Genomic DNA, 24558 nt, shown 5'->3' with positions numbered 1-24558 from the left:
AAACATCCAAAGAATAAATACATTAGCTAATATGATAATCATTAACAATGTTAGTTCCCTCTTTAAATGAAATTTTCCTCACTTTTCGAACAAGCACTCAAGGATGATAAAAACCTCTCTTTTACCTAAGGTTTTCTTTTATAAATCGGGTATACTGGCGACTTTCATCGTTTTCGGGTCTTTGGCAAAATACTGACATTGACTTTACTATTGTTCATTTAGGTGTCATATATTCATTGCTTATTTACATTCTTTTGTGTTTAACGCAAAAACTGACACTTCAGATAAAATCTCTTTTATAATCAAAGGGTAATTATAGTGGCTCAATACGTTTATAGTATGTTGCGTGTCGGGAAAGTTGTTCCCCCTAAGCGACATATCCTTAAAAACATCTCACTCAGCTTCTTTCCGGGCGCGAAAATTGGTGTGCTTGGTCTAAATGGTGCCGGTAAATCAACCTTACTGCGTATCATGGCCGGTATCGATACCGATATCGAAGGTGAAGCACGTCCACAACCGGGTCTAAAAATTGGCTACTTGCCACAAGAGCCAAAATTAAACCCACAACAAACGGTTCGTGAAGCCGTTGAAGAAGCGGTAAGCGAAGTCAAAAATGCACTCAATCGTCTTGATGAAGTGTATGCAGCTTATGCTGATCCTGATGCTGATTTTGACCAACTGGCAAAAGAGCAAGGTCAGCTAGAAGCGATTATTCAATCTCACGATGGTCATAATCTTGATAACCAATTAGAGCGTGCAGCAGAAGCACTACGTTTACCAGATTGGGATGCCAAAATTGAACATCTTTCTGGTGGTGAACGTCGCCGTGTGGCTATCTGTCGTTTACTGTTAGAAAAGCCAGATATGCTGTTGTTAGATGAACCGACTAACCACTTGGATGCTGAGTCTGTTGCTTGGTTAGAACGCTTCTTACATGATTATGAAGGCACTGTTGTGGCGATTACCCACGACCGTTACTTCCTTGATAATGTCGCAGGATGGATCTTAGAACTTGACCGCGGTGAAGGTATTCCGTGGGAAGGTAACTACTCCTCTTGGTTAGAGCAAAAAGATGCGCGTCTTGAACAAGAAGCAGCCACTGAAGCCGCTCGCCATAAATCAATTCAAAAAGAACTTGAGTGGATCCGCCAAAATCCTAAAGGTCGTCAGGCTAAAGGTAAAGCTCGTCTTGCTCGCTTTGAAGAGCTCAATAGCGTTGATTACCAAAAACGTAATGAAACCAGTGAGCTATTTATTCCACCTGGACCTCGTTTAGGGGATAAAGTGCTAGAAGTGAGTCACCTCACTAAATCTTATGGTGATCGCGTTCTGATTGATGATTTAAGTTTCTCCATTCCTAAAGGCGCTATCGTCGGTATTATCGGGCCAAATGGTGCCGGTAAATCAACGCTGTTCCGTATGATCTCAGGTCAAGAACAACCCGATTCAGGAACCGTGACTTTAGGGGAGACCGTGAAACTGGCCTCTGTTGATCAGTTCCGCGATAGTATGGATGACAGCAAAACGGTTTGGGAAGAAGTTTCTGGTGGTCAAGATATTATGCGCATTGGTAACTTTGAAATCCCAAGTCGCGCTTATGTGGGCCGCTTTAACTTTAAAGGCGTTGACCAAGGTAAACGCGTTGGCGAACTGTCCGGAGGTGAGCGTGGACGTTTACACCTTGCGAAACTTCTCCAAGTCGGCGGCAATATGTTGCTGCTCGATGAACCGACCAATGATCTGGATGTTGAAACGCTACGCGCCTTAGAAAATGCGCTATTAGAATTCCCAGGTTGTGCTATGGTCATTTCCCATGACCGTTGGTTCCTAGACCGTATCGCCACTCATATCATCGATTATCAAGATGAAGGTAAAGTCGAATTCTTTGAAGGTAACTTTACTGAATATGAAGAGTATAAAAAACGGACATTAGGTAACGAAGCTATCCAACCTCGTCGCATGAAATATAAACGCATCACTAAGTAATCATTATTTAGCTGAACGCAAAAAAAGCAGAGCTCACCCTCTGCTTTTTTATTATCTCTCTTTACGTTTTATTGGCTCACACTATTCAATGACGATATTAACTACTTTGCCGATAGTCAAAGCTCAAGGGCGCAATAAATGAAAAAGAGCCGTTAACTAAACGGTGGCTTTCAGGTGCCGGAAATGGCGATGCCCGTTTAATAGTGTTAATCGCTTCTTTATCAAGGATACGATTACCAGACGAGGTTTGTATACTCACATCTAATAACTCACCTTTTGCATTGAGCGAAATTTCAACTTGTGTCACTCCCGTCGCTTTAAAACGTAATGCTGCACGAGGGTAACGTTTATACATATCAATATGGCTATGGACTAAACTTTCCCACCCCATTTGGCCACTGCGAGATGATGAAGCGGTACTGGTAAAATCGGCACTACTGGTCGCGTTTTCACCTGATAAAGGGGCGGTTGTAGTATCTGCTGGCGCTTCTGAAACGGGAAGATCATCAGGTACTTTTACCACGACAGGCTTAGGCTTAACCACGGGTTTCACCTTTGGCTTTTCCGCAACTCGCTCATAAGTTCCCTGTTCGACTACAGGCATTTTAGGCACATCAAGTTGCTCTTTCATCGGCTCTGGCTCGGCAGCTTCTGGAACTGACATCACCTGTTCAGGCCCAACAGGAACCTCTTTAGGTTCTGCTTTTGCCAATTGATAAAGCCCCACTTGCATCGTCATTGCTGGAGGTAAAACCGCATATTGCTCATCTTTCGTCGTTATCCAACCTATAGCAACAACAACCAAGGTGACATGAAACACAATACTGGCAGTTAACCCACCAATAGAAAAGGACCAACGGCGTGGAAAAGTCGCCGACATACTACTCATAATTCTTGCCTCTGATTTTCTTTCTAATGAATTATAGGCATAATACAAACACAAATGATATTGCTTATTATTAATAATACAACAAAAAATTAGCTAAATATTGATTATAAAAATTCCTTATTAGAAGCAGTAAGAGCTTATTATTTCACTCTTTTTTAGACACCAGAGACTATGACTAGCGATAAATCATTAGCACAAAAAATCAGTTGTGCCTACCAATCAACCTATGGTCAACTTGTACGTTTTTTCCAAAAACGTACGGGTAATCACCATGATGCGGATGATTTGTCTCAAGATGTGTTTACACTATGGCTAAATCGAAAAGAACAAACTCCTGTCCAAGAGCAGCGTGCTTTTTTATTTAAAATAGCGAACCACGTTTTGATCGATCATTGGAGGAAAAACCAAAAACAAAAAAATATCTATCAAGAAGATTATCAATTAGAAGATGCGGTACAGACCTATACGACAGAGCTTGATCCCGGGCACGTCCTTGAGCATCAACAGCGTTTAGATTTACTGACACAAGCTATTGATACTCTTCCTCCCCGCCGTCGAGAAGCTTTTATTCTTTATCGCTTTGATGGATTATCACAAAGCGAAATTGCAGAACAAATGGAAATTTCGATAAGCATGGTAGAGAAACATATTGCCGCAGCACTATTACATTGTAAAAGATATGTCGATGCAGGACAGGAGAAATGCACCAATGACTAGTAAGTCGGGAAATCAACCTCACACAGATGAGGCGCCTGCAACGCTTTTGGCAGATACCCATGATCAATTAAGCCAGCAATCTATTGATGAACAAGCTGCGCTTTGGTTCACCCGTCAACATAGTCAGCAAATGAGTTCACAGCAACGACAAGCCTTTAAACAGTGGGTAGCAGATAAAGATAATCAACAAGCTTATCAAGCTATCGCGGAAATTTGGCATAGTTGTGAAGCCTTACCACGCCCTACTATTGTGCCTATAGAAAAAAGGAAATCTTCACTCTGGCGCCCCTTTATTCACACTACAGCCGCACTCTGTTTAGTTGCTGTGTTATATCTTCCTTATAGTCATTTACCTGCCCTGTTAATGGATAATATGACCTTAGCCACCAGCAATTTTCCTAAAGAGATGACCCTCGCTGATGGCTCTAAAGTTTTTTTAAATAGAAATACACAGGTACGCGTCTCGTATGTCCAAACCCAAAGACGCCTTTGGTTAGATAAAGGTGAGGCTTATTTTAAAGTAAAACCCAATCCTTATCGGCCATTTTATGTCCATGCTGATGAGCGATTAATTAAAGTTGTCGGTACTGAATTTGAAGTGAGTCGTTATCAAAATAATCAAATTAGTGTCGCCGTACATGAAGGCATTGTTGAAGTTAAAGCCACAGAAAAATCCCCTGCGACTTACCTATATGCTGGCTCTCAAGCAATTAGCCAATCAACTGATAATCAATTTGTCATTTCCTCAGTCAATGCTGATTCTGTAGGAAGCTGGCGTTTTGGGCAACTCCATTTCTTTGAACAACCACTTGGTGACGTGATCACTAAATTAAAACCTTATCTGGATATCAACGTTCATATCTCATCAGCCGATGTAGCCAAAATAAAGGTATCAGGTGTGGCAAATATTAATGACGCGAAAAGCTTTATTACTGCACTTCCGCTACTTTTACCGGTTAATGTTATTTTTACTGATAAAAATAATGTGTTAATTATCAATAAGTAAAAACAAACATGAAAAATATTCTTTTTTACAGGTGAGGATAATTCTCATTTCATCCTCTTACTTAGTAACAAAAATTATTAAGTCTATGAATGGGATTGGTGAAATGAGAATAAATAATAAAAAAAGGCCTCTAAAAAGGTCGCTACTCACATTATTAATAACGGCTACCGTGGCAGCCCCTTATAGTTATGCGGCAACGCTATCAGTCTCTTTACCAGAGCAATCTTTAGCTGATTCTTTAAACACTATTGCTAAACAAGGTCAGGTACAAATTCTGTTTGATGCCAACGCAATAAAAAACTTACGGGCTCCTGCACTCTCTGGTCAATATGAAACCCATACCGCATTACAAAAGGTGTTAATCGGTAGTGGTATGGAAATTATTTCACAGGGAAATGGCTTTGTTATTCGTCCATTAGCAACAAGCAGTACGATTGTGATCCCTGAAGTTAAAGTCACAGGGGTGGGAAGCAGTTATCATCCTGCTACAGATGTTGTTTCAGCACCACAATACATCACCTCTGAAGAGATAAAGCAACGTAATACTGGTGATGGCAATGTCACCGACTTACTTAAAAGTAACCCTGCGGTTCAATTTGCAAATAACGATAGCAACTCGATGAACCAAGGTGAAATTAAGCCCTCACGTATTTCTATTCATGGCTCCAGTAGCTATCAAAATGCCTATAAACTTGATGGCGTCAGTTTTAATAATGACTTTGATCCGGCCAATTCGGGCAATGGTGAAACCAATACCCGTATTACCAGTGATGAGCAAGGGATGTATCTTGATAGTCGACTTATTGATAGTGTCACCGTTTACGATAACAATATTCCCGTTGAATTTGGCGGATTTACTGGAGGCACAGTTGAAGTACAAAGTCGTCGTTGGTCTGGTGAAACCCATGCCAATGCCTATTACCGTACTACCCGTTCAAGCTGGAATAATATTTTCACCGATCCCAAATTAAAATTTGATACTGCAAATAATGATTTTAGTAATCCAGCCCGTTTCCAGAAAAAATATGATAAACAAAACTATGGCGGTTGGTTTGAAACAGGTTTAACGGAAAATACAGGATTAATTTTCTCAGCTTCTCGTCGGGAATCAACCATTCCGATGATGATAAGTGCTGAAGGGGGTATTGTTCACACCCCTGAAGGCGAATTAGAGCATGTATTACAAAGCCCACATTATCGTGATCAAACGCGTACTTCAGATAACTACTTTATCAAATATTCTTGGAATATCTCTGATAAACAATCTTTTGATCTATCAAGTAATATTGCCCGCTATAAGAGCTATCTGTTCTCCAGCTCTGTGTATAACTCCGGTTATAATAATGAACATAATGGACTCAGTTTTACCGCCCTTTATAAGCATCAACTTGCGCTAGGAACCTTAGAGTTAACCGCAGGTTATCAAAATCTGGAAGATAAACGCACCAATGATCAAGACTACTTTATCAAAGTAGAAGATTACACTGATTGGCAACACCCTAATCAAGTCTCCAGTGGTGGTCAAGGTGATCTGCGTAGTAAACAAGAAACCTATAGCGCCAAGAGTATTATGCGTTTTGATCCCATCGTGTGGGGTGTCGTCACTCATCGTCCCACCACCGGATTTGAAATTAGTCGCACCAAAGGCGCTTATATTCGTGATAAAACCTATTACAACTATACCTATCGCGGCATGACGGTCAATGATGAATGGATGGGAAGCTTATCACAAACGACGCGTTTTCTAGCGGGTACCCATAATGCGTCTTATACCAATTATTCATTTTTTATTGACGATAATATTCAATATAAACGCCTCACCTTACGTCCCGGTGTACGTTTAGATCGTGATGATTTTGTACAAAAAAACAACCTCTCACCGCGTTTAAGTGCTACTTACGATATTTGGGGCACAGGTAATACTTTAATTATTGGTGGGGTAAACCGTTACTATGGACGTTCAATGCTCACTTACGCCCTTTATGGTGCGCAAAATGCCGGTTTACAACACTGCTATTTTGACTGTCAAACATCGGAGGAAAAGTGGACTAATCGTACCGACTTTGATGGTGTTGATTCACTAAAAACCCCTTATAACGATGAATTCACTCTAGGTCTACAACAAGAGATAGCCTCAACCACTTGGCGTTTACAGTATGTGCATCGCAATGGTCGTGATGAGGTGCGTAGTGATACTAAATATCCAGACTCAACCATTGATGAAAAACGTGCTATTCGCCACTTCAATAATAATGGTCGTAGTACACACGATACCTTAACGCTCTCCGTGAGAAATAGCCAACCATGGGAGCTTGCTAAAGCCGATCACGTCTTTAATGCTTCGATTAGCTGGCAAAAAAGCAAAACCAATACGCCAAAAGACTCAGGTTATGCCAATTTTGATCCCAGCGTTCAAGGGATGAACTATGACAAGGTGTGGTATGGCGGAAAAATTATCAATGCCAAAGACTTACCCTCTGACAACTTTAACTCGCCGTTAAAAGTGACCGCTGAGCTAACCAGTGTTTGGGATGATGTAGGAGTGACTTGGTTTAACCGTTTGCAATGGAATGGAGCTCGTTCACAAGCAGAGAAAGCCAATAATGGTGCGCCAAAACCAAGTGAGTACGGCCCGCTATTTGAATATAAAAAACGTCATTACAGTAGTCGTTTTACTTGGGATACCAAGCTCAGTTGGCAGCCTGAATTTGCTTACGGTGTAGGTATTTCCGTTGAAGTGAATAACGTACTCAATACCAAAAATGTCAATGATTACATTACCTATCAAGATAAAGAGTACAAATCTTACGAGCCAGGTCGACAGTTCTGGCTACAAGTCAGCTATGACTATTAAAAATTGATGAAGTTAATGTGAGCAACCGAGTCAATAAACAATAAAAACATGACAAATAAGCAATGAAAACAATAAAACAATTTTTCTATTTGGTTTCACCTTTTTGGGGGCGGCGTGCCGCCCTTTACTGCTGGTTCCTATTAATTCTCTCTTTAACGTTAACCCTCTCATCCGTTTGGTTTAACGTCAAAATGAATGAATGGAATGGCAGCTTCTATAACGCCCTACAACAACTCGATGGGCAAGCCTTATATAAACTGCTTCAACAGTTTGTGATTATTATTGCCGGATTAATTACCGTAGTCGTGATGGGTGATTTCTTACGCCAAAAAATGATCATTCGCTGGCGTGAAGGTATGACAGAGCAAGTGCTTGAGCGCTGGCTATCAAAAAATAGTAAACACTATATATTGCGGTTAACCTCACAAGAGCCAGACAATCCCGACCAACGAATTGCCGAAGATATTCGTTTACTGATTGAATCGACAATGCGCTTAACAGTGACCTTTTTACATTCACTGTTAACACTTATCTCTTTTGCCACTATTTTATGGTCACTCTCTGGTGCACTCTCTTTCTCTTTAGCAGGCAAAGAGTGGAATATACCGGGTTATATGTTCTGGGCCTGTATTATTTATACTCTTATCGGGATCACCATCACCCAGCTCATTGGTTCTCCATTACGTAAAATCAATATGGATAAACAGCGTAAAGAGGCGGATTACCGTACTGCGCTTATCACACGTAAACAACATGGTGATGCTATTGCTGGTCAACGGGGTGAAATGAGCGATCGTCATGAACTGATGGGACGCTTTTTAGAGGTGATCCGCAACTGGAATAACCTTATCCGTTATGAAAGAAACCTTGCTTTCTTTACTGTGGGTTATCAGCAAGCCACGGCAATGGCGCCAATTATTTTTGCTTTGCCAAAATTCCTCGCCGGCGAATTAATGCTAGGGGGATTAATGCAGTTACGACAAGCCTTCTCCAGTGTTGCTGGAGCATTAAGCTGGTTTATTTTCTCCTATAAAGAGATTGCCGCATGGCAGGCAACGGTTACCCGTCTTTATCATTTTGTGGTGTTGTTAGAGCATGATCACCAGCCTGAGATCACCGAATTAGATGATAAACAAACTAAGCTGACAGCCAATTTATCGTTGTTTATGCAAGACGATAGATTATTAATTAACAATATTCACTTTTCTCTCAAAGCGGGTGAATTGGCGGTAATTGAAGGTAGCTCAGGTATCGGGAAATCAACGCTGTTACGTGCGTTAAGCGGCCACTGGCCTTATTTTAAAGGAGATATTCAACGGGTAACCAATATCAGTTGGCTCCCACAACGTATGTATCTGCCTGTTGCCCGCTTAGATAGCTTATTAGCTTATCCTTGCCAAGCATCTCAGTTCTCACAACAAGAGTACCAAGAAGTGCTTCATTGGGTGGGGCTAGATAAAATAAAAAATCAGCTCTCACTGGAAACAGATTGGACAACACGCTTATCCGGTGGTGAACAACAACGTCTTATCTTTGCCCGTTTATTACTCAATAAACCCGATCTTATTTTATTAGATGAAACCACATCCGCTCTTGATGAACAAAATGCCCTACATATGTTGTTATTACTTAAACAGCATCTACCAACCTCGGGCATTGTCTTAGTCAGTCATCAGCGTTTCACTCACGCTATTGCCGAGCAAGTAATTTCATTACAAGCGCCGACTGCGTCCTCCTCTCAATCAGCTGGAGTTACTGAATATGTATCGTAAGTTACTGATTATCTCAGTCAGTTTATCACTTCTGGGTTGTGCAACAGGCACCTCGTCTGAGCATACCAATAATGCCCTTTCACTGCGCCCCGATATTCGCCATTTTACGCTTGATAATGGCTTAAATGTCTATTTGCTACAACGCCCACAAACGGGGGTTGAAATGCGTTTACTGGTGAAAAGTGGCTCGGTACAAGAAGATGAAAAACAACTTGGCTTTGCCCACTTTACCGAGCATATGGCCTTTAAAGGCACGACTCATTTTCCGGGAACAACTGGGTTTAAACAGCTTGAAAGCCTAGGAATGAAGTTGGGGAGTCATGTTAATGCGGCAACGAGCTTAAACTCAACAACCTATAAATTATCCCTGCCTAATGCCAATCCGACCCAAATAAAAACAGGGCTGAGGATCTTATCCGATTGGGCCTTTGGCATGACATTTGATCCCGTTGAGTTTGATAAAGAGCGTCCGGTGATCGTCGAGGAGTGGCGATTACGCCAAGGTATTGGTTTTCGTATTAATCGCCAACTTGAAGAGTTACGTTATTATGGCAGTCGTTATCTAGATCGTGATCCCATTGGGGACTTAGATATCGTTAAGCATGGTGATGTCAAAGAAGCAAAACGTTATTACGATACTTGGTATCAGCCTGAAAGAATGGCATTGGTGTTAGTGGGTAATTTTAATCAAGGTGATGCGATTGCTGATATTACCCAGATGTTCAATGCAAAAAATAGTGAAAACAAAGGCGTTGACTCTCCATCATGGCACCGCTTTATCGACAATAAAGATTTATTAGTAAAGACGATTTTTGATAAAGAGCAAGGCTCACGCATTGTGCAATTCACTCTACAGCGTACACTGCCTGCACCATTAAATAGTCGCCAAGGTCAATATGATGATTTAATGGACTCGTTGTGGCTCTCCATCTTAAACCAGCGCTTTTCAACCATTGTTGATAATGGGTTAGTGCCTTCCGTCAGTGCCAATACACAAGGTGCGATGTTAGATGCCCGTCGCTCACAACAATTGATGATTGCCCATCCTAAAGGGGATGATTATCAAGGTACATTAGATATTCTATTTACTGAAGTACAGCGTTTAGCCTCACAGCCAGTATCTCAGCAAGAGTTAGATAATGCCCGCAATGCGCTGTTAAAACGTCTTAGCCAACAAGCTGCTGGTGAAGAGCGCTATGAGCATGGTTATTTAGCTAACCAAATTACTACGGCACTTGAATTAGAAATGCCAATCCAAAGCAAAAAGCAGGCGTTAAACTTAAGTTATCAACTAATAAATAACGTTACACCTGATACCTTAAAACACTATTTTGCCCAATACCTAACACAAGCTTCACCACGAGTGGCAATTATCGGCCCAGATAGTGATAGTCAGGTATTTAGTGCCACTAAAGCCTCGCAACGCTGGCAAGAGATTAGACAATCTGATCCCGGTGCGTTTACATTGAAAACCCATGCGGTGGTATTAGATATTAAACCTGAGCAAACCGGTACTGTTGTCACCACACAAACACTTCCGATTGAAAAAACACAGCTGTGGACACTGAGCAATAACGTAAAAGTTATTATTAAAAATGACCAGTGGCTAAAAGACAATATCCAAGTATCACTGCGTATTCCCGGAGGTGTTTCTCTGGAAACAGGACAAAGTTTAGGCTTGGTACAGTGGGCATTAAACTTACCAGAAGTGAGTGGATATGGGCATTACAACGCAAGAGAGTTAGCGTTATTTAGTAAACAGCATCAAATCAGTTTGCGTCCATACAGTGAGTTGTTATTCCACGGCTTGCGTGGCGAAGCGCCTATTGATGAGTTAGACACCTTGTTGACCTTATTGCATTTAAAAGTGACGGCACCACAATTTAATGGGCAAAAATTAGAGCAACAAAAACAAGCAACAGCATTAGGGATCGCCAAAACACCGGTTGAACGTATTTTCTTAGATCATATTAATAAAGAGAGCTATCAAAACGGTGAGCGTTTAGTAATTTCGCCACAAGGCCCTTGGCAACAGTTTACCGCACAACAATTACAACAAACGAATCAATCACTTCTAGGACAGCCTGCCGATATGGTATTGGTGATTAGTGGGCCTATTAACCTAAATCAGGCTAAACCGATGATCGAACGTTGGATAGCAACGCTACCGACACGTTCATCGCAACGTCTATTTTGGGCTGATCCGGCGATTAATCCCAAATTAAGCTCATTTAATAAAACCTACCCTATTGCCAGTAGCGATAAGAGTATGATCAGTATTCAATACGCAGCCAAAGCCCAATGGTCACAACAGCAACTGTTAGCACTTAACTTGCTTGATACCGTTGTCAGCCAACGTTTAAGACTTAATCTTCGTGAACGAGCGGGCGGGATCTACTCGCTAGGCTTTTCTGAGTCACTAACCAAGCTGCCAAGTAGTTTTTATACCGGACGTTTAAACTTTACCGCATCACCACAGCGGGCAGATGAATTAATTGCACTTGCGCGTAAAGTGGTCAATGACGTAAAACAAGCGGGTATTACCGATAAAGAATTACAAGAGGCAAAAAATATTTGGTTAACTGAATATGGGCAAGCCAAAGAGAGTGCTAGCTATTGGACTGATGCACTTGCTCAAGTGGCAACAGATGACCAACAATATCAACGACTATTAACTGAGACTGCGATTGTCAACGGAATAAGTGTCAGTGATGTTAATCAAGTTGCTCGTCAGTGGTTGGGTGAAAATGAAAAAATCTTCAAACTAACACCACCAACAAAGCAATAAATTTCTATTTATCACTTTAATAATAAACGCCCAGCATATCTTTATTCTGGGCGTTTATTCATCTAACCTGAATAACTTAGCAATGTTTCATTCAATATTATTGTCTATTAAATTTATTAATCTTTTTTGAGCGCCCAACGACCACTCCCCAAAAACATCACCGCAATCGCAGCAAACATATAGAAGCCAGCACTTTCAGGTGCCCATCCCCCCGTTTTGGGATCTAAGGCTAAAAGATCACCGGAATGTACCATCAGCACCGCAACCCCCATGGTTGCCGCCACAACAAATGCTGAAAATCGAGTAAATAAACCGATAATCAGTAAGATAGGACATAGAACTTCACCCAGTAATGTGCCATAAGCAATAAATGCAGGTAAGTTAATATTTGCCAACATTCCCTGTATACCGGCAAGTCCTCCTGGCTCCATTTTGTGTAATCCGTGTAATAACATTAAGACACCTAGCGAAACACGTAAAACAAACTTACCTAAATCGGGGTGGTTTGTAAGCTGATTAAATTTATTAATCATAACGTCTCCAAAATCAACAATGTGATGGGCATTTTTAATACGTATTAATGGGTATTTATTATTATATGATTAAAAAATATGAATGAGTGCAATTTTTATTATCATTATTTGTTATGGTTGACGAGGCATTTAGATTATTATCGTTTAATTAGGAGCTATTCACCTTTTCCATGATTAAGATCACAACTTATTAACATAATCAACTCTTAATCAGCAACTTCTCGTTATGCTATAGATATCTCATCTGACCAGTATAAAAAAGGTATCTGATGGCACACTATTCTTATTTATTTACTCCCCTTGATTTAGGGTTTACTACGCTTAAAAATCGTATTTTGATGGGCTCGATGCATACCGGACTAGAAGAAGATCCACATGATGCACCTAAGCTTGCTGAATTTTATGCTCAAAGAGCTGCAGCAGGGGTGGCACTTATTGTCACCGGTGGGATCTCCCCTAATAAGCAAGGTGTATTGTTGCCACATGCAGCAACGCTAATGTCAGAAGATCAACTCGCTTCTCATCAATTAATCACTGATGCGGTACATAAACAGGATGGGAAAATCGCTTTACAGATTTTACATACTGGTCGTTATAGTTATCAGCCTAATTTAGTCGCCCCTTCAGCGATCCAATCGCCTATCACCCCTTTTATGCCCCAAGCAATGAGTCATGAGCAGATAGAACAGACTATTGAAGATTATATTCATTGCGCTAAGTTGGCTCAGAAAGCAGGCTATGATGGTGTTGAGATCATGGGATCTGAAGGCTATTTAATTAACCAGTTTTTAGTAAGTCATACGAATCAACGCGATGATCAATGGGGTGGCTCTATTCAAAATCGTTGTCGTTTTGCATTACGTATTTTAGCTGGCATAAGAGAAGCTGTGGGTGAACACTTTATCATTATCTATCGTTTATCAATGTTAGATTTAATTACCGAGGGAGCTAATGCCTCAGAGGTATTTTATCTTGCTCAAGCAGTAGAAAAAGCCGGAGCAACCCTAATCAACAGTGGTATTGGTTGGCATGAAGCCCGTATCCCCACTATTGCCACTATGGTGCCAAGAGGGCAATTTGCTTATGTCACTCGCCAATTGATGGGGAAAATCAATATTCCTCTTATCACTTCTAATCGTATCAATACACCTCAAGTGGCTGAAGCTATTTTAGCGGAAGGCTGTGCAGATATGGTGTCTATGGCGCGTCCTTTTCTTGCCGATCCGCAATTCGTATTGAAAGCGCAACTTGGTCGCGAGGATGAGATAAACACCTGTATTGCCTGCAACCAAGCCTGCTTAGATGAAATATTCAGTGGTCACCCGGCATCTTGTCTTGTAAACCCTTTTGCCTGTCGAGAAACAGAGCTTATTTTAACCCCGACTCAAGCCCCTAAAAAAATTGCTGTCGTTGGCGCAGGCCCCGCAGGATTAGCATTTGCCATTACAGCAGCTAAACGTGGTCATCATATTACTTTATTTGAAAAAGAAGACCGTATTGGTGGACAACTCAATATTGCCAGTCAAATTCCGGGTAAAGAAGAATTTAAAGAGACATTGCGCTACTTTAAGCGGCAATTGCAAATCACAGGGGTGATCGTAAAAAATAATACGGAAGCGACACTTTCCCATCTGCAACATTTTGATGAAATTATTTTAGCCAGTGGTGTTATCCCTCATATTCCAGAGATTGATGGCCATGATAATCCGATAGTAAAAACCTATCTTGATGTCCTTAAATACCATCAGCCAACCGGCGAAAAAGTGGTGATTATTGGCAGTGGTGGTATTGGTTTTGACACTGGCCTTTATCTTACCCAAACAGGCCAATGCAGTAGTTTAAGCCCTTGTGCATTTAATAAAGAGTGGGGAATTGACCCAACACTTACGCATCGCGGAGGGATCACCTCAGCCGATCCTTTTATTAAAAAAGACAAACAGATTGTTATGACGCAACGTAAAAGTGGGAAATTTGGCTTAAGTTTAGGTAAAACAACAGGCTGGATACATCGCTTAACATTGCAGAAAAAAGGGGTCAAATGGCTAACGGGCTGCCATTATCAAAAAATTACCGAGCAAGGAGTAATAATTGAACATAATGAACAACAGCAACTGCTCGCGGCTGATAGCGTGATTTTATGTACCGGACAACAATCTTATCGTCCGCTACTGCAAGCGTTACAACAAGAAAATAAAACCGTCCATCTTATTGGCGGGGCAAAAGAGGCTAAAGCATTAGATGCCAAACGAGCCATTAAGCAGGGAACAGAATTAGCACTTACTATTTAACACTCGATTTATCATATCAATAACCAGAAACCCCATATAGTTTCCTATATGGGGTTCTGTTTTTATTATTAATTTTTGTTGTTACTTACTACCCTTCCTGTCTTACTACTCTTTATATCTATTTACTACTTATACTCTTTAGCCATTATTTTTTTCAGTTAATGGGTTGGCAACTAAACGCTCATCTTCGGCTATGCAGACCGTTGCGGTAAATAGCACATCAGTTGATGAGTTTAATGCAGTCTCTGCTGAATCTTGTAAGACACCAATCATCACACCTACCGCAACCACTTGCATCGCAAGATCATTACTAATACCGAACATGCTACAAGCAAGCGGAATTAACAGTAACGAGCCACCAGCAACCCCTGATGCACCACAAGCACAAATAGCAGCAACAAGGCTTAGCAATAAGGCTGTTGGAATATCCACAGGCATACCCAAGGTATTTACCGCAGCAAGTGTTAAAATAGTAATAGTGATTGCCGCTCCCCCCATATTAATGGTCGCACCTAATGGGATCGAGACAGAATAGGTATCTTCATTTAAATTCATACGACGACACATTGCCATATTCACCGGAATATTAGCCGCTGAACTACGCGTAAAGAAGGCAGTAACACCACTTTCACGTAAGCAAGCCCATACTAATGGATAAGGATTACGGCGAATTTTCCAAAATACAATCAATGGGTTGACAACGAGCGCAACAAACAGCATACAACCAATTAAAACAAGTAAGACATGCAAGTAGCCAGCTAAAGCTTTAAAGCCAGTCGTAGCAATGGTTGATGACACCAAGCCAAAAATCCCGATTGGCGCTAAACGGATCACCACACGCACAAGGTTAGTTACCGCATCTGCAAAATCTTGTGTTAATGCTTTAGTCGTATCACTTGCATGGCGTAACGCTAAACCTAAGCCAATAGCCCAAGCTAAAATCCCCATATAATTGCCGTTAATCAGTGCATCTACAGGGTTAGCCACCACATTAATTAATACACCTTTTAAGACTTCAGCAATATTTTCAGGTGGCGATAGTTGTGAATTATTGACAACTAGCGTTAATACTGAGGGAAACACAAAGCTTGCCACTACTGCTGTTAGTGCAGCAAAGAAAGTCGCGAGCAGATAAAGCACTAATATGGGACGTATACTGGTTTTTTGTCCTTGACGGTGGTTGGCAATCGAAGCCATAACTAATACCCAGACTAAAACAGGCGCAACGGCTTTTAAGGCACTAATAAATAAGTTACCTAATAAGCTCATCATTTTAGCCACTTCTGGTGCTAACCAAGCCAGTAAAATACCCGCAATTAAACCAGCAAGTATTTGTTTAACGAGACTTCCCTGAAAAAGCAGGTTAAGTACTCTGGATTGTTGTTTATCCATAGTTATTCCATTACTTAAAATAATATTTAAAAAAGCAATTGTGTGCTTGCTTTTGCCAGTATAAGGAAATGAATCTTGCTGAAAAGCTTATTTTGCAAAATATACATCATTAGCTATTTTTGTTAACAACAAAATAACACAATTGTGATCATAATAGGATTTTGTTCTTTTTAACGTACAGTCCACAAATGAAAGAAATTATTATTATCATAAGGTTAGATTTAATCGTTAAATAAAAAACTAACTCTTATACTATTTACCTTGATTTTTCTTAATCACTTGATGAGTTTAATTTTAACTTTTTAATAACATTTTAATCAGTTTAACTAGCCAATTGGCAACTTTAAAACACTTTTTTTGATAAATAAATAACCATGACATTAGCTTCAATCAGCAAGGAAAAATAATGCTTTTTTATCTCAGTAAAACATCATCATAGTAATTCTATTATTACGTTTTCTTAAGGTTTTTTCTTTAAAACAACGTATCCTAAACTGGAAAACAAAAGTGAATGTCTTTTTTCAAATATTCTTGCTCAATGAAGCGCTTGTAGGGTATTTAAGTGAAAAAATTTTCTGTCTAGTTTTTATTGATTTTGTTAGAGTGTTGCTGTTTTAAACAATGAAAAATAAACCCTATGATATGTATTACGGGTAAATAGATAACAAGAGAGAATGTTTTTGTATTTACCCCCGAATGACTCAGTTTTAGGAAGCCTTTTATATGGAAATCGTAAGAGAGCTGTTCTTGGCGCTTTGGCATCAAGATTACGAAACCTTAGCGAATCCCTCACTGCTTTGGATTATTTACATTTTATTATTCAGCATACTATTCCTAGAAAACGGAGTACTACCCGCAGCTTTCTTACCAGGAGACAGCTTATTAATTTTAGTGGGTGTGTTAATTGCTAAAGGAACCATGGATTTTCCATTAACCTTACTTATTCTAACGGCAGGTGCTAGCTTAGGTTGTTGGCTGGGTTATCTGCAAGGGAAGTGGCTTGGTAACACCCGACTTGTACGAAGTTGGTTATCACATTTACCAGAACACTACCACCAACGAGCCCATGGACTTTTCCATCGACATGGCTTGGCGGCGTTACTTATTGGTCGTTTTCTCGCTTTTGTTAGAACATTATTGCCGACTATTGCCGGCCTTGCTGGCTTACAAAACGGTCGTTTTCAAGTTTTTAATTGGCTAAGTGGTCTGTTATGGGTTGGTATTTTAACCACCTTAGGCTATTTATTAGGAAATAGTCCGTTATTCCGCCAATATGAGCATCATTTAATGAATTTTCTGATGCTACTGCCTGTTTGTTTATTAGTGATTGGCCTAATCGGGAGTGTATGGGTCGTCATTAAGAAGAAAAGTAAACAGAGTAATCAACCGTAATCTGTCGCTATTTCTATTATTTTCTATAGCGTTAATATTTAGCATCTTAAAGCCTGTTTTATGATTAAAACAGGCTTTTGTTTTTTATTTCAAGCTATTACTGATTATTTTTTTAATATCACCCTTGGCAAGAATAAGACTTTTCTCTTTTTTAGGGAATTAAGTCATTATTTAATTTTATTATATGGTAAATCTAGTCTATTGTTATAGGTATAACCTCATATCTTGATTAAAGGAGTTACTCATGTCACACCAACGTTCAAATGAAGATCTGCGTAGTGAATTAAAATCTCTGGCTGATACTCTAGAAGAAGTTCTGAACTCCTCGGCAGATAAATCAAAAGAGGAATTACAAAGTTTACGAGAAAAAGCTGAATATGCGCTACGTGGCTCTCGTGCAAAACTCAGTGATGCAGGTAGAGAAATCGTCGATAACACTAAAGAAATGGCGGGTAAAGCGGACAACTATGTGCGTGAAAACCCATGGACAGGTGTTGGTATTGGCGCGGCAGTAGGTGTCGTACTCGGTGTTCTACTTTCGAAACGTTAATCCATAATGAGTGATACTCAAAGACCACAGGGCCCCGCATCCGGGGTTCTGAATTCTCTTAGTCGTATTGGCGCTGTTATCGTTGGCATGGTTGAAACCCGCCTAAAATTAATCGCCATCGAACTAGAAGAAGAAAAAATTACACTTATTCAGCTTATTTTAATGGCGGGGATCACCTTATTACTCACCGCCTTTGGCTTAATGAGTCTACTTATTCTCCTCTTTTGGGTGATCCCACCTGAATATCGTATTCATGCTTTAGCGATTACAACGGCTATTTTGCTAGTTGGTGCCTTAATAGGTGCTATCATGACATTGAGAAAAGCCCGTAATTCAACGCTGTTAGGTGATACTCGCCAACAACTAGAATTAGATAAGCGTCTTTTGGAGCAATACCGCGATGAGCAAACAAAATAGACGCACCCTAGCATTAGCAAGACGCAAAAAGCTGTTGTTGGATGAAATTCAACAACAGCGCACTCAATTAGCGCAAGAGGGGCAAACATGGTTAGAGGTCACCGCGCCTTATGATAAAGCATGGAATATCTTAACCTCGTTAAAACCTATCTTGTTAATAGGGGCAAGCGCGGTATCTCTTTATAGCATTAAGCACCCTAAAAAACTGGTTCGTTGGGGACGACGGGCGATAGGCGCTGTTGGTTTAATACGTACATTACAGAAGTCTGTCAAAAAAACCGCTGACTAAACATCAATTTTTTTGTGTAAGAATGTTAATTCTTCTTAATATCCTCCATATTATTTTTTCTTTATTGTATACCTCAAGCCAAACAGTGGTTATTTACACTAAAAACTGGCAATTAAACAAATAAAATACAGATATATTAAATAATATAAAATTTTATCAGGAATAAACATCATGAAGAATTTTGAAAACATTGCCTTATTAATCGCACGTATTCTCATGCCAATTTTATTTATCAGCGCAGGGTATGGAAAAATTGAAGCCTATGAAGGTACTCAACAATATATGCAATCAATGGGTGTGCCGGGAGCCTTATTACCTTTAACCATTTTATTAGAGTTAGGGGGTGGATTAGCCATATTATTCGGTTTCTTAACTCGCACAACGGCTATCTTTACCAGTGTATTTACGCTGTTAACCGCACTACTGTTCCACACTAACTTTGCAGAAGGTGCAAATCAGTTAATGTTTATGAAAAATATGACTATTGCGGGTGGCTATTTATTACTGGTTATCACAGGTCCGGGTAAATGGAGCTTAGATCGCCTATTTAAGAAAAATTGGTAATAATAGATTTAATAATAAAAAGATCCTCTAGGGGATCTTTTTTAATTGCATTATCAAACTCTAGCGAACAAACTATTTTTTATCCGTGGCAAAGAGTTTAGGAATTTCGCGTAAACACCAGGATTTAGCTTCTCCCATACTGTCTCTGCGCCACGCCATAATAATATTATTTTCATGATGATATTCAGGGCCAACCACACGTAAACGCCCCTCTTTTAAATCATCTTCAATTAAATCAATAGGCATAGTAGCAACCCCTAACCCTGCAATTAATGCTCGACGTTTATCTTCAATCGAACTCACCGTTAAACGACGCTGTTTATCTAATAACAGTACAGTTAAAACAGGTCGTTCTCTTGCGGTATCGGCGATAGCAATACCGCGATATTTTAAGCGAGTTTCTTCTGCAAGTGGTTCAGGTTCATTATGGATAGGGTGATCAGGGCTGGCAACATAGACACTGGTGGTATTATATAAAGGGCGGAAATTGATTTCTGATGAAGAACGAAAATGCATATCCGGTGAAATAACAATATCACATTTACCACTTTCCAAGCTTTCCCATGCTCCAGCAAGCACTTCGGTGACTAAAGAGAGTTGTGTATTGGATTTTTCAGCTAATTTTTCAACTAACGGGAATAAGCGAGATGCGGGTGTTAATGCTTCACACACAATCGTAATATGTGGCTCCCAACCGCGAGCTAGCGCTTCAGCATCAGAAGTTAATTTATCTGCAGCTTCAAGAAGAATACGCCCTCTTTCAAGTAACATTCTTCCCACATTAGTAAATTTAGTTCGATGTCCTGAACGGTCAAATAGCACAACATCCAAATCTTCTTCTAATTTCTGCATGGTATAACTGAGTGCTGATGGGACGCGATTTAGCTCATCAGCGGCGGCAGCAAAACTTCCTCTACGATCAATGGCATCCATCACTCGTAGAGATTCCAATGTAATGGCTTTATCTTTACTCATTATACTTATCTCTATCAAATAATTTGATTATTGGCACCAGATTAACTTGCTAACAATCTACAGTCCATATCTCTATGATGAATATATTGATTAATCGACTCGAAAAGTACCGCGATGATAAAATACAGAACAGCACAACAGTGTGGCAAAGCGGACTATGGCTGGCTACAAGCTCGCTACACATTCTCCTTTGGCCACTATTTCGATCCTCATTTTTTAGACTATGGCACATTAAGAGTACTGAACCAAGAAGTGCTCGCACCAAATTCTGAGTTTAAAGCAAAAACCTATCCTCATGTGGATGTCGTCAACCTGATCTTAAGAGGTGAAGCGACTTATCTTGATAATATGGGGCGAACACTTACCGCCAAACAAAACGAGTGTTTATTAATTTCGCCTCATAATACAGAAACTTACATTGAAAGAAATAGTAGTCCAGATACCCCATTAACTCGTATTCAATTATGGCTAAACGCGTGTCCACAACAAGAGAGCATCGCTTCACAAAAATTAGCTTTAAATGAAGATTTAAAATATCAATTATTGGCTTCCCCATCAGGGGGTAATGGCAGTTTGATGCTAAGGCAAAATATCTGGCTCTATCATATTAATTTAGCGCAAGGGGATGAAATAACCTTGCCGATACAGGGTCAGAAAGGCTATTTGCAATCTATCAAAGGCGGTGTCCATTTCCAAACCTCAGAGCAAGAGCTTGGGGAAATCCGTTGTGGTGATGGTGCTTTTATTCAAGATAGCAATATGCTAGCGCTAAGATGTCAAAAGGCTTTTCGTGGTCTTTTTATTGATATCGTTTCTTAATCAGCTAGCGATATCAGCGAGCAATCATTTATCATCACACTAGCAATAGCAATAGCAATAAAGCAGAAAACCCTCGAGCCACAGAGTGAATCGAGGGTTTTATATAAGGTGAGTTGACCGTTAAGCCGGGTTCTGTCGTGGACAACCATTCATCTAGGCCAGAACTTGCGCGCTGGCTCCAGCAACCTACCCGGGTTCAATGCGGGCCGCACCATAAGAACCCCTATTTGGTCTTGCTCCGGGTGGAGTTTACCATGCCACAAACTGTTACCAGTTGCGCGGTGCGCTCTTACCGCACCCTTTCACCCTTACCTGATCCTGTAAACAGGCCATCGGCGGTTTACTCTCTGCTGCACTTGTCGTAGGCTCGCGCCTCCCAGACGTTATCTGGCACCCTGCCCTATGGAGCCCGGACTTTCCTCCCCTCTATCCGTCTCCCCGAAGGGACAACGATAAAGCAGCGGTTGTCTAGTCAACTCAGGGGGCGGATTATAAGGATTTTCCGCGTTAATGTATAGCGAAAGAAACAAAAAATCGTTTTACTGATCTTGTTCCGCTTCATTTTGCGCAATGACGTGTTTGTACAATGCATTTTTCTTCACGCCATAAATCTCAGCGGTAACTGCTGCCGCCTTTTTCAAAGGTAACTCTTTTTGTAAAATCGCCAATGTGCGTAATACTTCTGGGGCAAAATGGTCTTCTTGTGGCTTTTGATACCCTTCCACAATTAATACCATTTCCCCTTTACGGCGATTTTCATCTTCACGAACCCAGTTAAGTAATTCCCCAACAGGCATTCCTTGAATGGTTTCCCACGTTTTGGTTAATTCTCTTGCCAATACAACATAGCGCGCTTCCCCCCAAACCGTCACCATATCCGCTAAACTATCTAATAAACGGTGGGTGGACTCATAAAAGATTAAAGTACGAGGCTCTTGTGCTAAATCACGCAAACAATCTTGACGACTTTTTGTTTTTGCTGGTAAAAAACCTTCATAACAAAAACGGTCAGAAGGTAATCCGGCGGCTGATAGCGCGGTAATTGCCGCACATGCCCCAGGTAATGGCACCACTTTTATACCGTTTTTGCGACACTGATTGACTAAATGATAGCCGGGATCATTAATTAATGGTGTACCTGCATCAGAGACTAATGCGATACTTAGCCCTTGTTGTAATTTGCTAATTAATTGATCTGCTTTTTGCTGTTCATTATGATCATGTAACGCAAACAAACGTGCGTTAATGGCAAAATGCTGTAATAGAAGCCCTGTATGACGGGTATCTTCTGCAGCTATTAAATCGACATGAGACAGCACATCAAGTGCCCGCTGGGTGATATCGCCCAGATTACCAATGGGTGTGGGTACTATGTACAGTGTGGATGTCGTTACCGCTGCTCGATTAGGTTGATTCATTGTTTATTCCGAATGACCGATTTAAAATTGAGCATAATTATAAAACATCACTGGGTACAGTATGCTTTCCTCAATTTTTGTGCGTTTTAAAACAGGTTTATCCTATACTGCAATACTTTCTGCCTTGATTATGTCAGGTTGTACCCTGACGGGGCAACAACAACAGCCACTGACACCTGCTGAAAAAGCGCAAGTGGAAATGAAACAATTTCAGAAAGTCATTGATGATGCGAACGGACAAGCCTCTTTAGATGTGATCCGTGCCTATATTGGCCTAGAACCCCTTATCACTGATCCTGTATTACATCAGCAAAATATTGATGATACTTGGTTAACACTCACGAAGCTTACGCCTGAACAACGTCGTAGTGTGGTAATCAAAGCTGATGAAAATACATTACAAGGCTGGTTAGATTTACTCAACACTTATGAATATAACCAAGATGATGCGGGTAAATTATCCCAAGCAATACGCGAATGGCAAACACGCTATCCACGCAATCCAGGAGCGCTAACATTACCGACGCTGTTATTGCGCCAATCACAATCTGCCGTCAGTAACAGCGGAAAAATCGCATTATTATTACCGTTAACAGGACAAGCTAAAGTGTTTGGTAATGCTATTATGCAAGGCTTTACCGATGCTAAAGAAGGTTTACCTCAACCTCAAGCTAACGCAGCGCCAGAAGCGCCCCAACAAGATAGTTTAGCTTCCATTTTAGCAGAATTAGGTATTTCATCTCCGAATGCAGACACAGCAACAACGGAAAACGATAATTCAACGGATGATAATACAGCGGAAGGCGCTGAAAATAGTGATGCTACTTCAGCAAAAGAAACCGAAGCCTTTGCGGGTAATAGCCGCGTGCAATTAGATCCTATTGTCCAAAATAATCGCCAAGTGATTATGTATGATACCAATAGCCAACCCATTGATCTGTTACTGAAACAAGTGCAACAAGAGGGTGCTGATTTAATTGTGGGGCCACTATTAAAACCCGAAGTGATCAAAACTATTGAATTAAAAAGTGGTTTACCTGTTTTAGCACTAAATGAAGTTGATAATATTCCTCTGGCTACTACAGTGTGTTTCTTTTCACTTTCCCCAGAAGATGAAACTCGTAATGCGGCTCAACACTTACGCCAGCAACAAAAATCTAACCCACTCATTATCGTTCCTGACAATAAATTCGGTCAAAGAATGGCACAAACTTTTGCGGATGAGTGGCAGCGTAGCGGGGGTGGAACCGTCTTACAACAAACTTTCGGCTCTCTTGATAGTCTAAAAAGTTCAATTAATCGTGGCGTGGGTATTCGAATGACAGGAACCCCTGTATTGCCAACAGACAATGCACCACTGCCATTAGATACCGCTTCAATGCCAACAACAAACGGTGCTATCGATTCTGTGTATATCATTGCCACTAGCGATGAGTTAACATTGATTAAACCAATGATTGATATGGCAATCAGTACCAAAAAACGCCCACCGATTTATGTCAGTTCACGCAGTAATCAAGGAGGAATGGGGCCAGATTTTCGTATGGAAATGGACGGTATCCAATTTAGTGATATTCCTCTTATGACGGGAGCAAATTTACCGTTAATGCAAAAAGCATCCAGTAAATTTGCGAACGATTACTCATTAATGCGCCTTTACGCTATGGGTATTGATGCATGGTCATTAGCAAACAATTACAATGAACTCACCAAAGGAACCTTACAGTTCAATGGTGTTTCTGGCTCTTTACGTGTGGAAGATAATTGCACTATTTATCGACAACTCCCATGGATGCAATTTAAACAAGGTAAAATTGAACCTGTGGGACAATAAGTAAGCAATTTCCCCCATAAACCGCCTCTTTGAAGTCTCCAGATAAGGAGCTGACTTTATCTTGAGGCGGTTTAT

19 protein-coding genes and 1 other RNA gene are annotated in these 24558 nt (G+C 40.5%); 14 read left to right on the top strand and 6 right to left on the bottom strand.

Annotated elements, in window-relative coordinates:
- Positions 1-318: 318 nt before the first annotated feature.
- Entirely contained in the window at positions 319-1986 is a 1668-nt protein-coding gene (gene ettA, locus AACV00_RS08025) for an energy-dependent translational throttle protein EttA (protein WP_004248950.1), read from the top strand.
- A 97-nt stretch (positions 1987-2083) separates the two neighbouring features.
- Here the strand turns inward: ettA and AACV00_RS08020 are convergent, their stop codons facing one another.
- Complete coding sequence (locus AACV00_RS08020; RefSeq protein WP_004245235.1) at positions 2084-2875, bottom strand: energy transducer TonB; 792 nt, start codon at positions 2873-2875, stop codon at positions 2084-2086.
- A 171-nt stretch (positions 2876-3046) separates the two neighbouring features.
- Here AACV00_RS08020 and AACV00_RS08015 point away from each other — a divergent pair, with 171 nt between their 5' ends.
- The 5 genes from AACV00_RS08015 to AACV00_RS07995 all read left to right on the top strand — a co-directional run bounded on the left by AACV00_RS08015 (position 3047) and on the right by AACV00_RS07995 (position 12012).
- Positions 3047-3592: an RNA polymerase sigma factor gene (locus tag AACV00_RS08015; RefSeq protein ID WP_161679954.1), complete on the top strand. Its 546-nt coding sequence runs from the start codon at positions 3047-3049 to the stop codon at positions 3590-3592.
- The gene (locus AACV00_RS08010; protein WP_012368855.1) at positions 3585-4598 is read left to right on the top strand and encodes a FecR family protein; all 1014 of its coding nucleotides are present in this window, start codon (positions 3585-3587) and stop codon (positions 4596-4598) included. The genes AACV00_RS08015 and AACV00_RS08010 overlap by 8 nt, the downstream gene beginning before the upstream one ends.
- Before the next feature lie 103 nt (positions 4599-4701).
- On the top strand, positions 4702-7452 hold the full coding sequence (locus AACV00_RS08005) for a TonB-dependent receptor (protein WP_161679955.1): 2751 nt from the start codon (positions 4702-4704) through the stop codon (positions 7450-7452).
- 62 nt (positions 7453-7514) lie between these two features.
- Complete coding sequence (locus tag AACV00_RS08000) at positions 7515-9224, top strand: ABC transporter ATP-binding protein/permease (RefSeq protein WP_104459381.1); 1710 nt, start codon at positions 7515-7517, stop codon at positions 9222-9224.
- Positions 9214-12012: a M16 family metallopeptidase gene (locus AACV00_RS07995; protein WP_036971268.1), complete on the top strand. Its 2799-nt coding sequence runs from the start codon at positions 9214-9216 to the stop codon at positions 12010-12012. Before AACV00_RS08000 ends, AACV00_RS07995 begins: the two co-directional genes overlap by 11 nt.
- Before the next feature lie 116 nt (positions 12013-12128).
- Here AACV00_RS07995 and AACV00_RS07990 read toward each other — a convergent pair whose 3' ends face one another.
- The gene (locus AACV00_RS07990; RefSeq protein WP_004245241.1) at positions 12129-12545 is read right to left on the bottom strand and encodes a DoxX family protein; all 417 of its coding nucleotides are present in this window, start codon (positions 12543-12545) and stop codon (positions 12129-12131) included.
- A 269-nt stretch (positions 12546-12814) separates the two neighbouring features.
- Here AACV00_RS07990 and AACV00_RS07985 point away from each other — a divergent pair, with 269 nt between their 5' ends.
- Entirely contained in the window at positions 12815-14833 is a 2019-nt protein-coding gene (locus AACV00_RS07985; RefSeq protein ID WP_104459382.1) for an oxidoreductase, read from the top strand.
- Positions 14834-14971: 138 nt separating this feature from the next.
- Here the strand turns inward: AACV00_RS07985 and sstT are convergent, their stop codons facing one another.
- Positions 14972-16225 (bottom strand): serine/threonine transporter SstT, encoded by a 1254-nt coding sequence (sstT, locus tag AACV00_RS07980; RefSeq protein ID WP_004245243.1) that lies wholly within the window; start codon positions 16223-16225, stop codon positions 14972-14974.
- A gap of 723 nt (positions 16226-16948) precedes the next feature.
- Between sstT and AACV00_RS07975 the strand changes: the two genes are divergently transcribed.
- From AACV00_RS07975 to AACV00_RS07955, 5 genes are all read left to right on the top strand, one after another.
- Positions 16949-17617 carry a DedA family protein gene (locus AACV00_RS07975; RefSeq protein WP_004245245.1) on the top strand — a complete coding sequence of 223 codons (669 nt, stop codon included), beginning with the start codon at positions 16949-16951 and terminating at the stop codon, positions 17615-17617.
- Positions 17618-17861: 244 nt separating this feature from the next.
- Positions 17862-18167, top strand: a complete 306-nt coding sequence (locus AACV00_RS07970; protein WP_004245246.1) for a DUF883 family protein — start codon at positions 17862-17864, stop codon at positions 18165-18167.
- Positions 18168-18173: 6 nt separating this feature from the next.
- Positions 18174-18584, top strand: a complete 411-nt coding sequence (locus AACV00_RS07965) for a phage holin family protein (protein ID WP_004248939.1) — start codon at positions 18174-18176, stop codon at positions 18582-18584.
- Positions 18568-18873, top strand: a complete 306-nt coding sequence (locus tag AACV00_RS07960; RefSeq protein ID WP_049203185.1) for a YqjK-like family protein — start codon at positions 18568-18570, stop codon at positions 18871-18873. Before AACV00_RS07965 ends, AACV00_RS07960 begins: the two co-directional genes overlap by 17 nt.
- Before the next feature lie 171 nt (positions 18874-19044).
- Positions 19045-19437 (top strand): DoxX family protein, encoded by a 393-nt coding sequence (locus tag AACV00_RS07955; protein WP_004245249.1) that lies wholly within the window; start codon positions 19045-19047, stop codon positions 19435-19437.
- A gap of 72 nt (positions 19438-19509) precedes the next feature.
- Here the strand turns inward: AACV00_RS07955 and AACV00_RS07950 are convergent, their stop codons facing one another.
- Positions 19510-20412 (bottom strand): LysR family transcriptional regulator, encoded by a 903-nt coding sequence (locus tag AACV00_RS07950; RefSeq protein WP_017827065.1) that lies wholly within the window; start codon positions 20410-20412, stop codon positions 19510-19512.
- A gap of 114 nt (positions 20413-20526) precedes the next feature.
- Between AACV00_RS07950 and AACV00_RS07945 the strand changes: the two genes are divergently transcribed.
- Complete coding sequence (locus AACV00_RS07945) at positions 20527-21231, top strand: pirin family protein (protein WP_108717134.1); 705 nt, start codon at positions 20527-20529, stop codon at positions 21229-21231.
- Between the two features lie 105 nt (positions 21232-21336).
- Here the strand turns inward: AACV00_RS07945 and rnpB are convergent.
- Both rnpB and rsmI read right to left on the bottom strand, forming a co-directional pair.
- An RNA gene (rnpB, locus tag AACV00_RS07940) (RNase P RNA component class A) lies at positions 21337-21711 on the bottom strand.
- 59 nt (positions 21712-21770) lie between these two features.
- On the bottom strand, positions 21771-22649 hold the full coding sequence (gene rsmI, locus AACV00_RS07935; protein ID WP_004245252.1) for a 16S rRNA (cytidine(1402)-2'-O)-methyltransferase: 879 nt from the start codon (positions 22647-22649) through the stop codon (positions 21771-21773).
- Between the two features lie 61 nt (positions 22650-22710).
- On the opposite strand from rsmI, the gene AACV00_RS07930 reads away from it, so the two are divergent.
- Positions 22711-24483, top strand: a complete 1773-nt coding sequence (locus tag AACV00_RS07930; protein ID WP_074561702.1) for a penicillin-binding protein activator — start codon at positions 22711-22713, stop codon at positions 24481-24483.
- The last annotated feature ends 75 nt before the right edge of the window (positions 24484-24558 follow it).

This window comes from Proteus sp. G3927, from assembly GCF_963894685.1.
Taxonomy (GTDB): domain Bacteria; phylum Pseudomonadota; class Gammaproteobacteria; order Enterobacterales; family Enterobacteriaceae; genus Proteus; species Proteus mirabilis.
The sequence above is the reverse complement of the archived record's forward strand: the minus strand, read 5'-3'. Positions and strand labels throughout refer to the sequence as shown.

Excerpts from the sequence above, each read along its gene's own strand:
- AACV00_RS08020 (WP_004245235.1), bottom strand. The coding sequence starts at position 2,875 with ATGAGTAGTATGTCGGCGACTTTTCCACGCCGTTGGTCCTTTTCTATT.
- AACV00_RS08015 (WP_161679954.1), top strand. The coding sequence starts at position 3,047 with ATGACTAGCGATAAATCATTAGCACAAAAAATCAGTTGTGCCTACCAA.
- AACV00_RS08010 (WP_012368855.1), top strand. The coding sequence starts at position 3,585 with ATGACTAGTAAGTCGGGAAATCAACCTCACACAGATGAGGCGCCTGCA.
- AACV00_RS08005 (WP_161679955.1), top strand. The coding sequence starts at position 4,702 with ATGAGAATAAATAATAAAAAAAGGCCTCTAAAAAGGTCGCTACTCACA.
- AACV00_RS08000 (WP_104459381.1), top strand. The coding sequence starts at position 7,515 with ATGAAAACAATAAAACAATTTTTCTATTTGGTTTCACCTTTTTGGGGG.
- AACV00_RS07995 (WP_036971268.1), top strand. The coding sequence starts at position 9,214 with ATGTATCGTAAGTTACTGATTATCTCAGTCAGTTTATCACTTCTGGGT.
- AACV00_RS07990 (WP_004245241.1), bottom strand. The coding sequence starts at position 12,545 with ATGATTAATAAATTTAATCAGCTTACAAACCACCCCGATTTAGGTAAG.
- AACV00_RS07985 (WP_104459382.1), top strand. The coding sequence starts at position 12,815 with ATGGCACACTATTCTTATTTATTTACTCCCCTTGATTTAGGGTTTACT.
- sstT (WP_004245243.1), bottom strand. The coding sequence starts at position 16,225 with ATGGATAAACAACAATCCAGAGTACTTAACCTGCTTTTTCAGGGAAGT.
- AACV00_RS07975 (WP_004245245.1), top strand. The coding sequence starts at position 16,949 with ATGGAAATCGTAAGAGAGCTGTTCTTGGCGCTTTGGCATCAAGATTAC.
- AACV00_RS07970 (WP_004245246.1), top strand. The coding sequence starts at position 17,862 with ATGTCACACCAACGTTCAAATGAAGATCTGCGTAGTGAATTAAAATCT.
- AACV00_RS07965 (WP_004248939.1), top strand. The coding sequence starts at position 18,174 with ATGAGTGATACTCAAAGACCACAGGGCCCCGCATCCGGGGTTCTGAAT.
- AACV00_RS07960 (WP_049203185.1), top strand. The coding sequence starts at position 18,568 with ATGAGCAAACAAAATAGACGCACCCTAGCATTAGCAAGACGCAAAAAG.
- AACV00_RS07955 (WP_004245249.1), top strand. The coding sequence starts at position 19,045 with ATGAAGAATTTTGAAAACATTGCCTTATTAATCGCACGTATTCTCATG.
- AACV00_RS07950 (WP_017827065.1), bottom strand. The coding sequence starts at position 20,412 with ATGAGTAAAGATAAAGCCATTACATTGGAATCTCTACGAGTGATGGAT.
- AACV00_RS07945 (WP_108717134.1), top strand. The coding sequence starts at position 20,527 with ATGATAAAATACAGAACAGCACAACAGTGTGGCAAAGCGGACTATGGC.
- rsmI (WP_004245252.1), bottom strand. The coding sequence starts at position 22,649 with ATGAATCAACCTAATCGAGCAGCGGTAACGACATCCACACTGTACATA.
- AACV00_RS07930 (WP_074561702.1), top strand. The coding sequence starts at position 22,711 with ATGCTTTCCTCAATTTTTGTGCGTTTTAAAACAGGTTTATCCTATACT.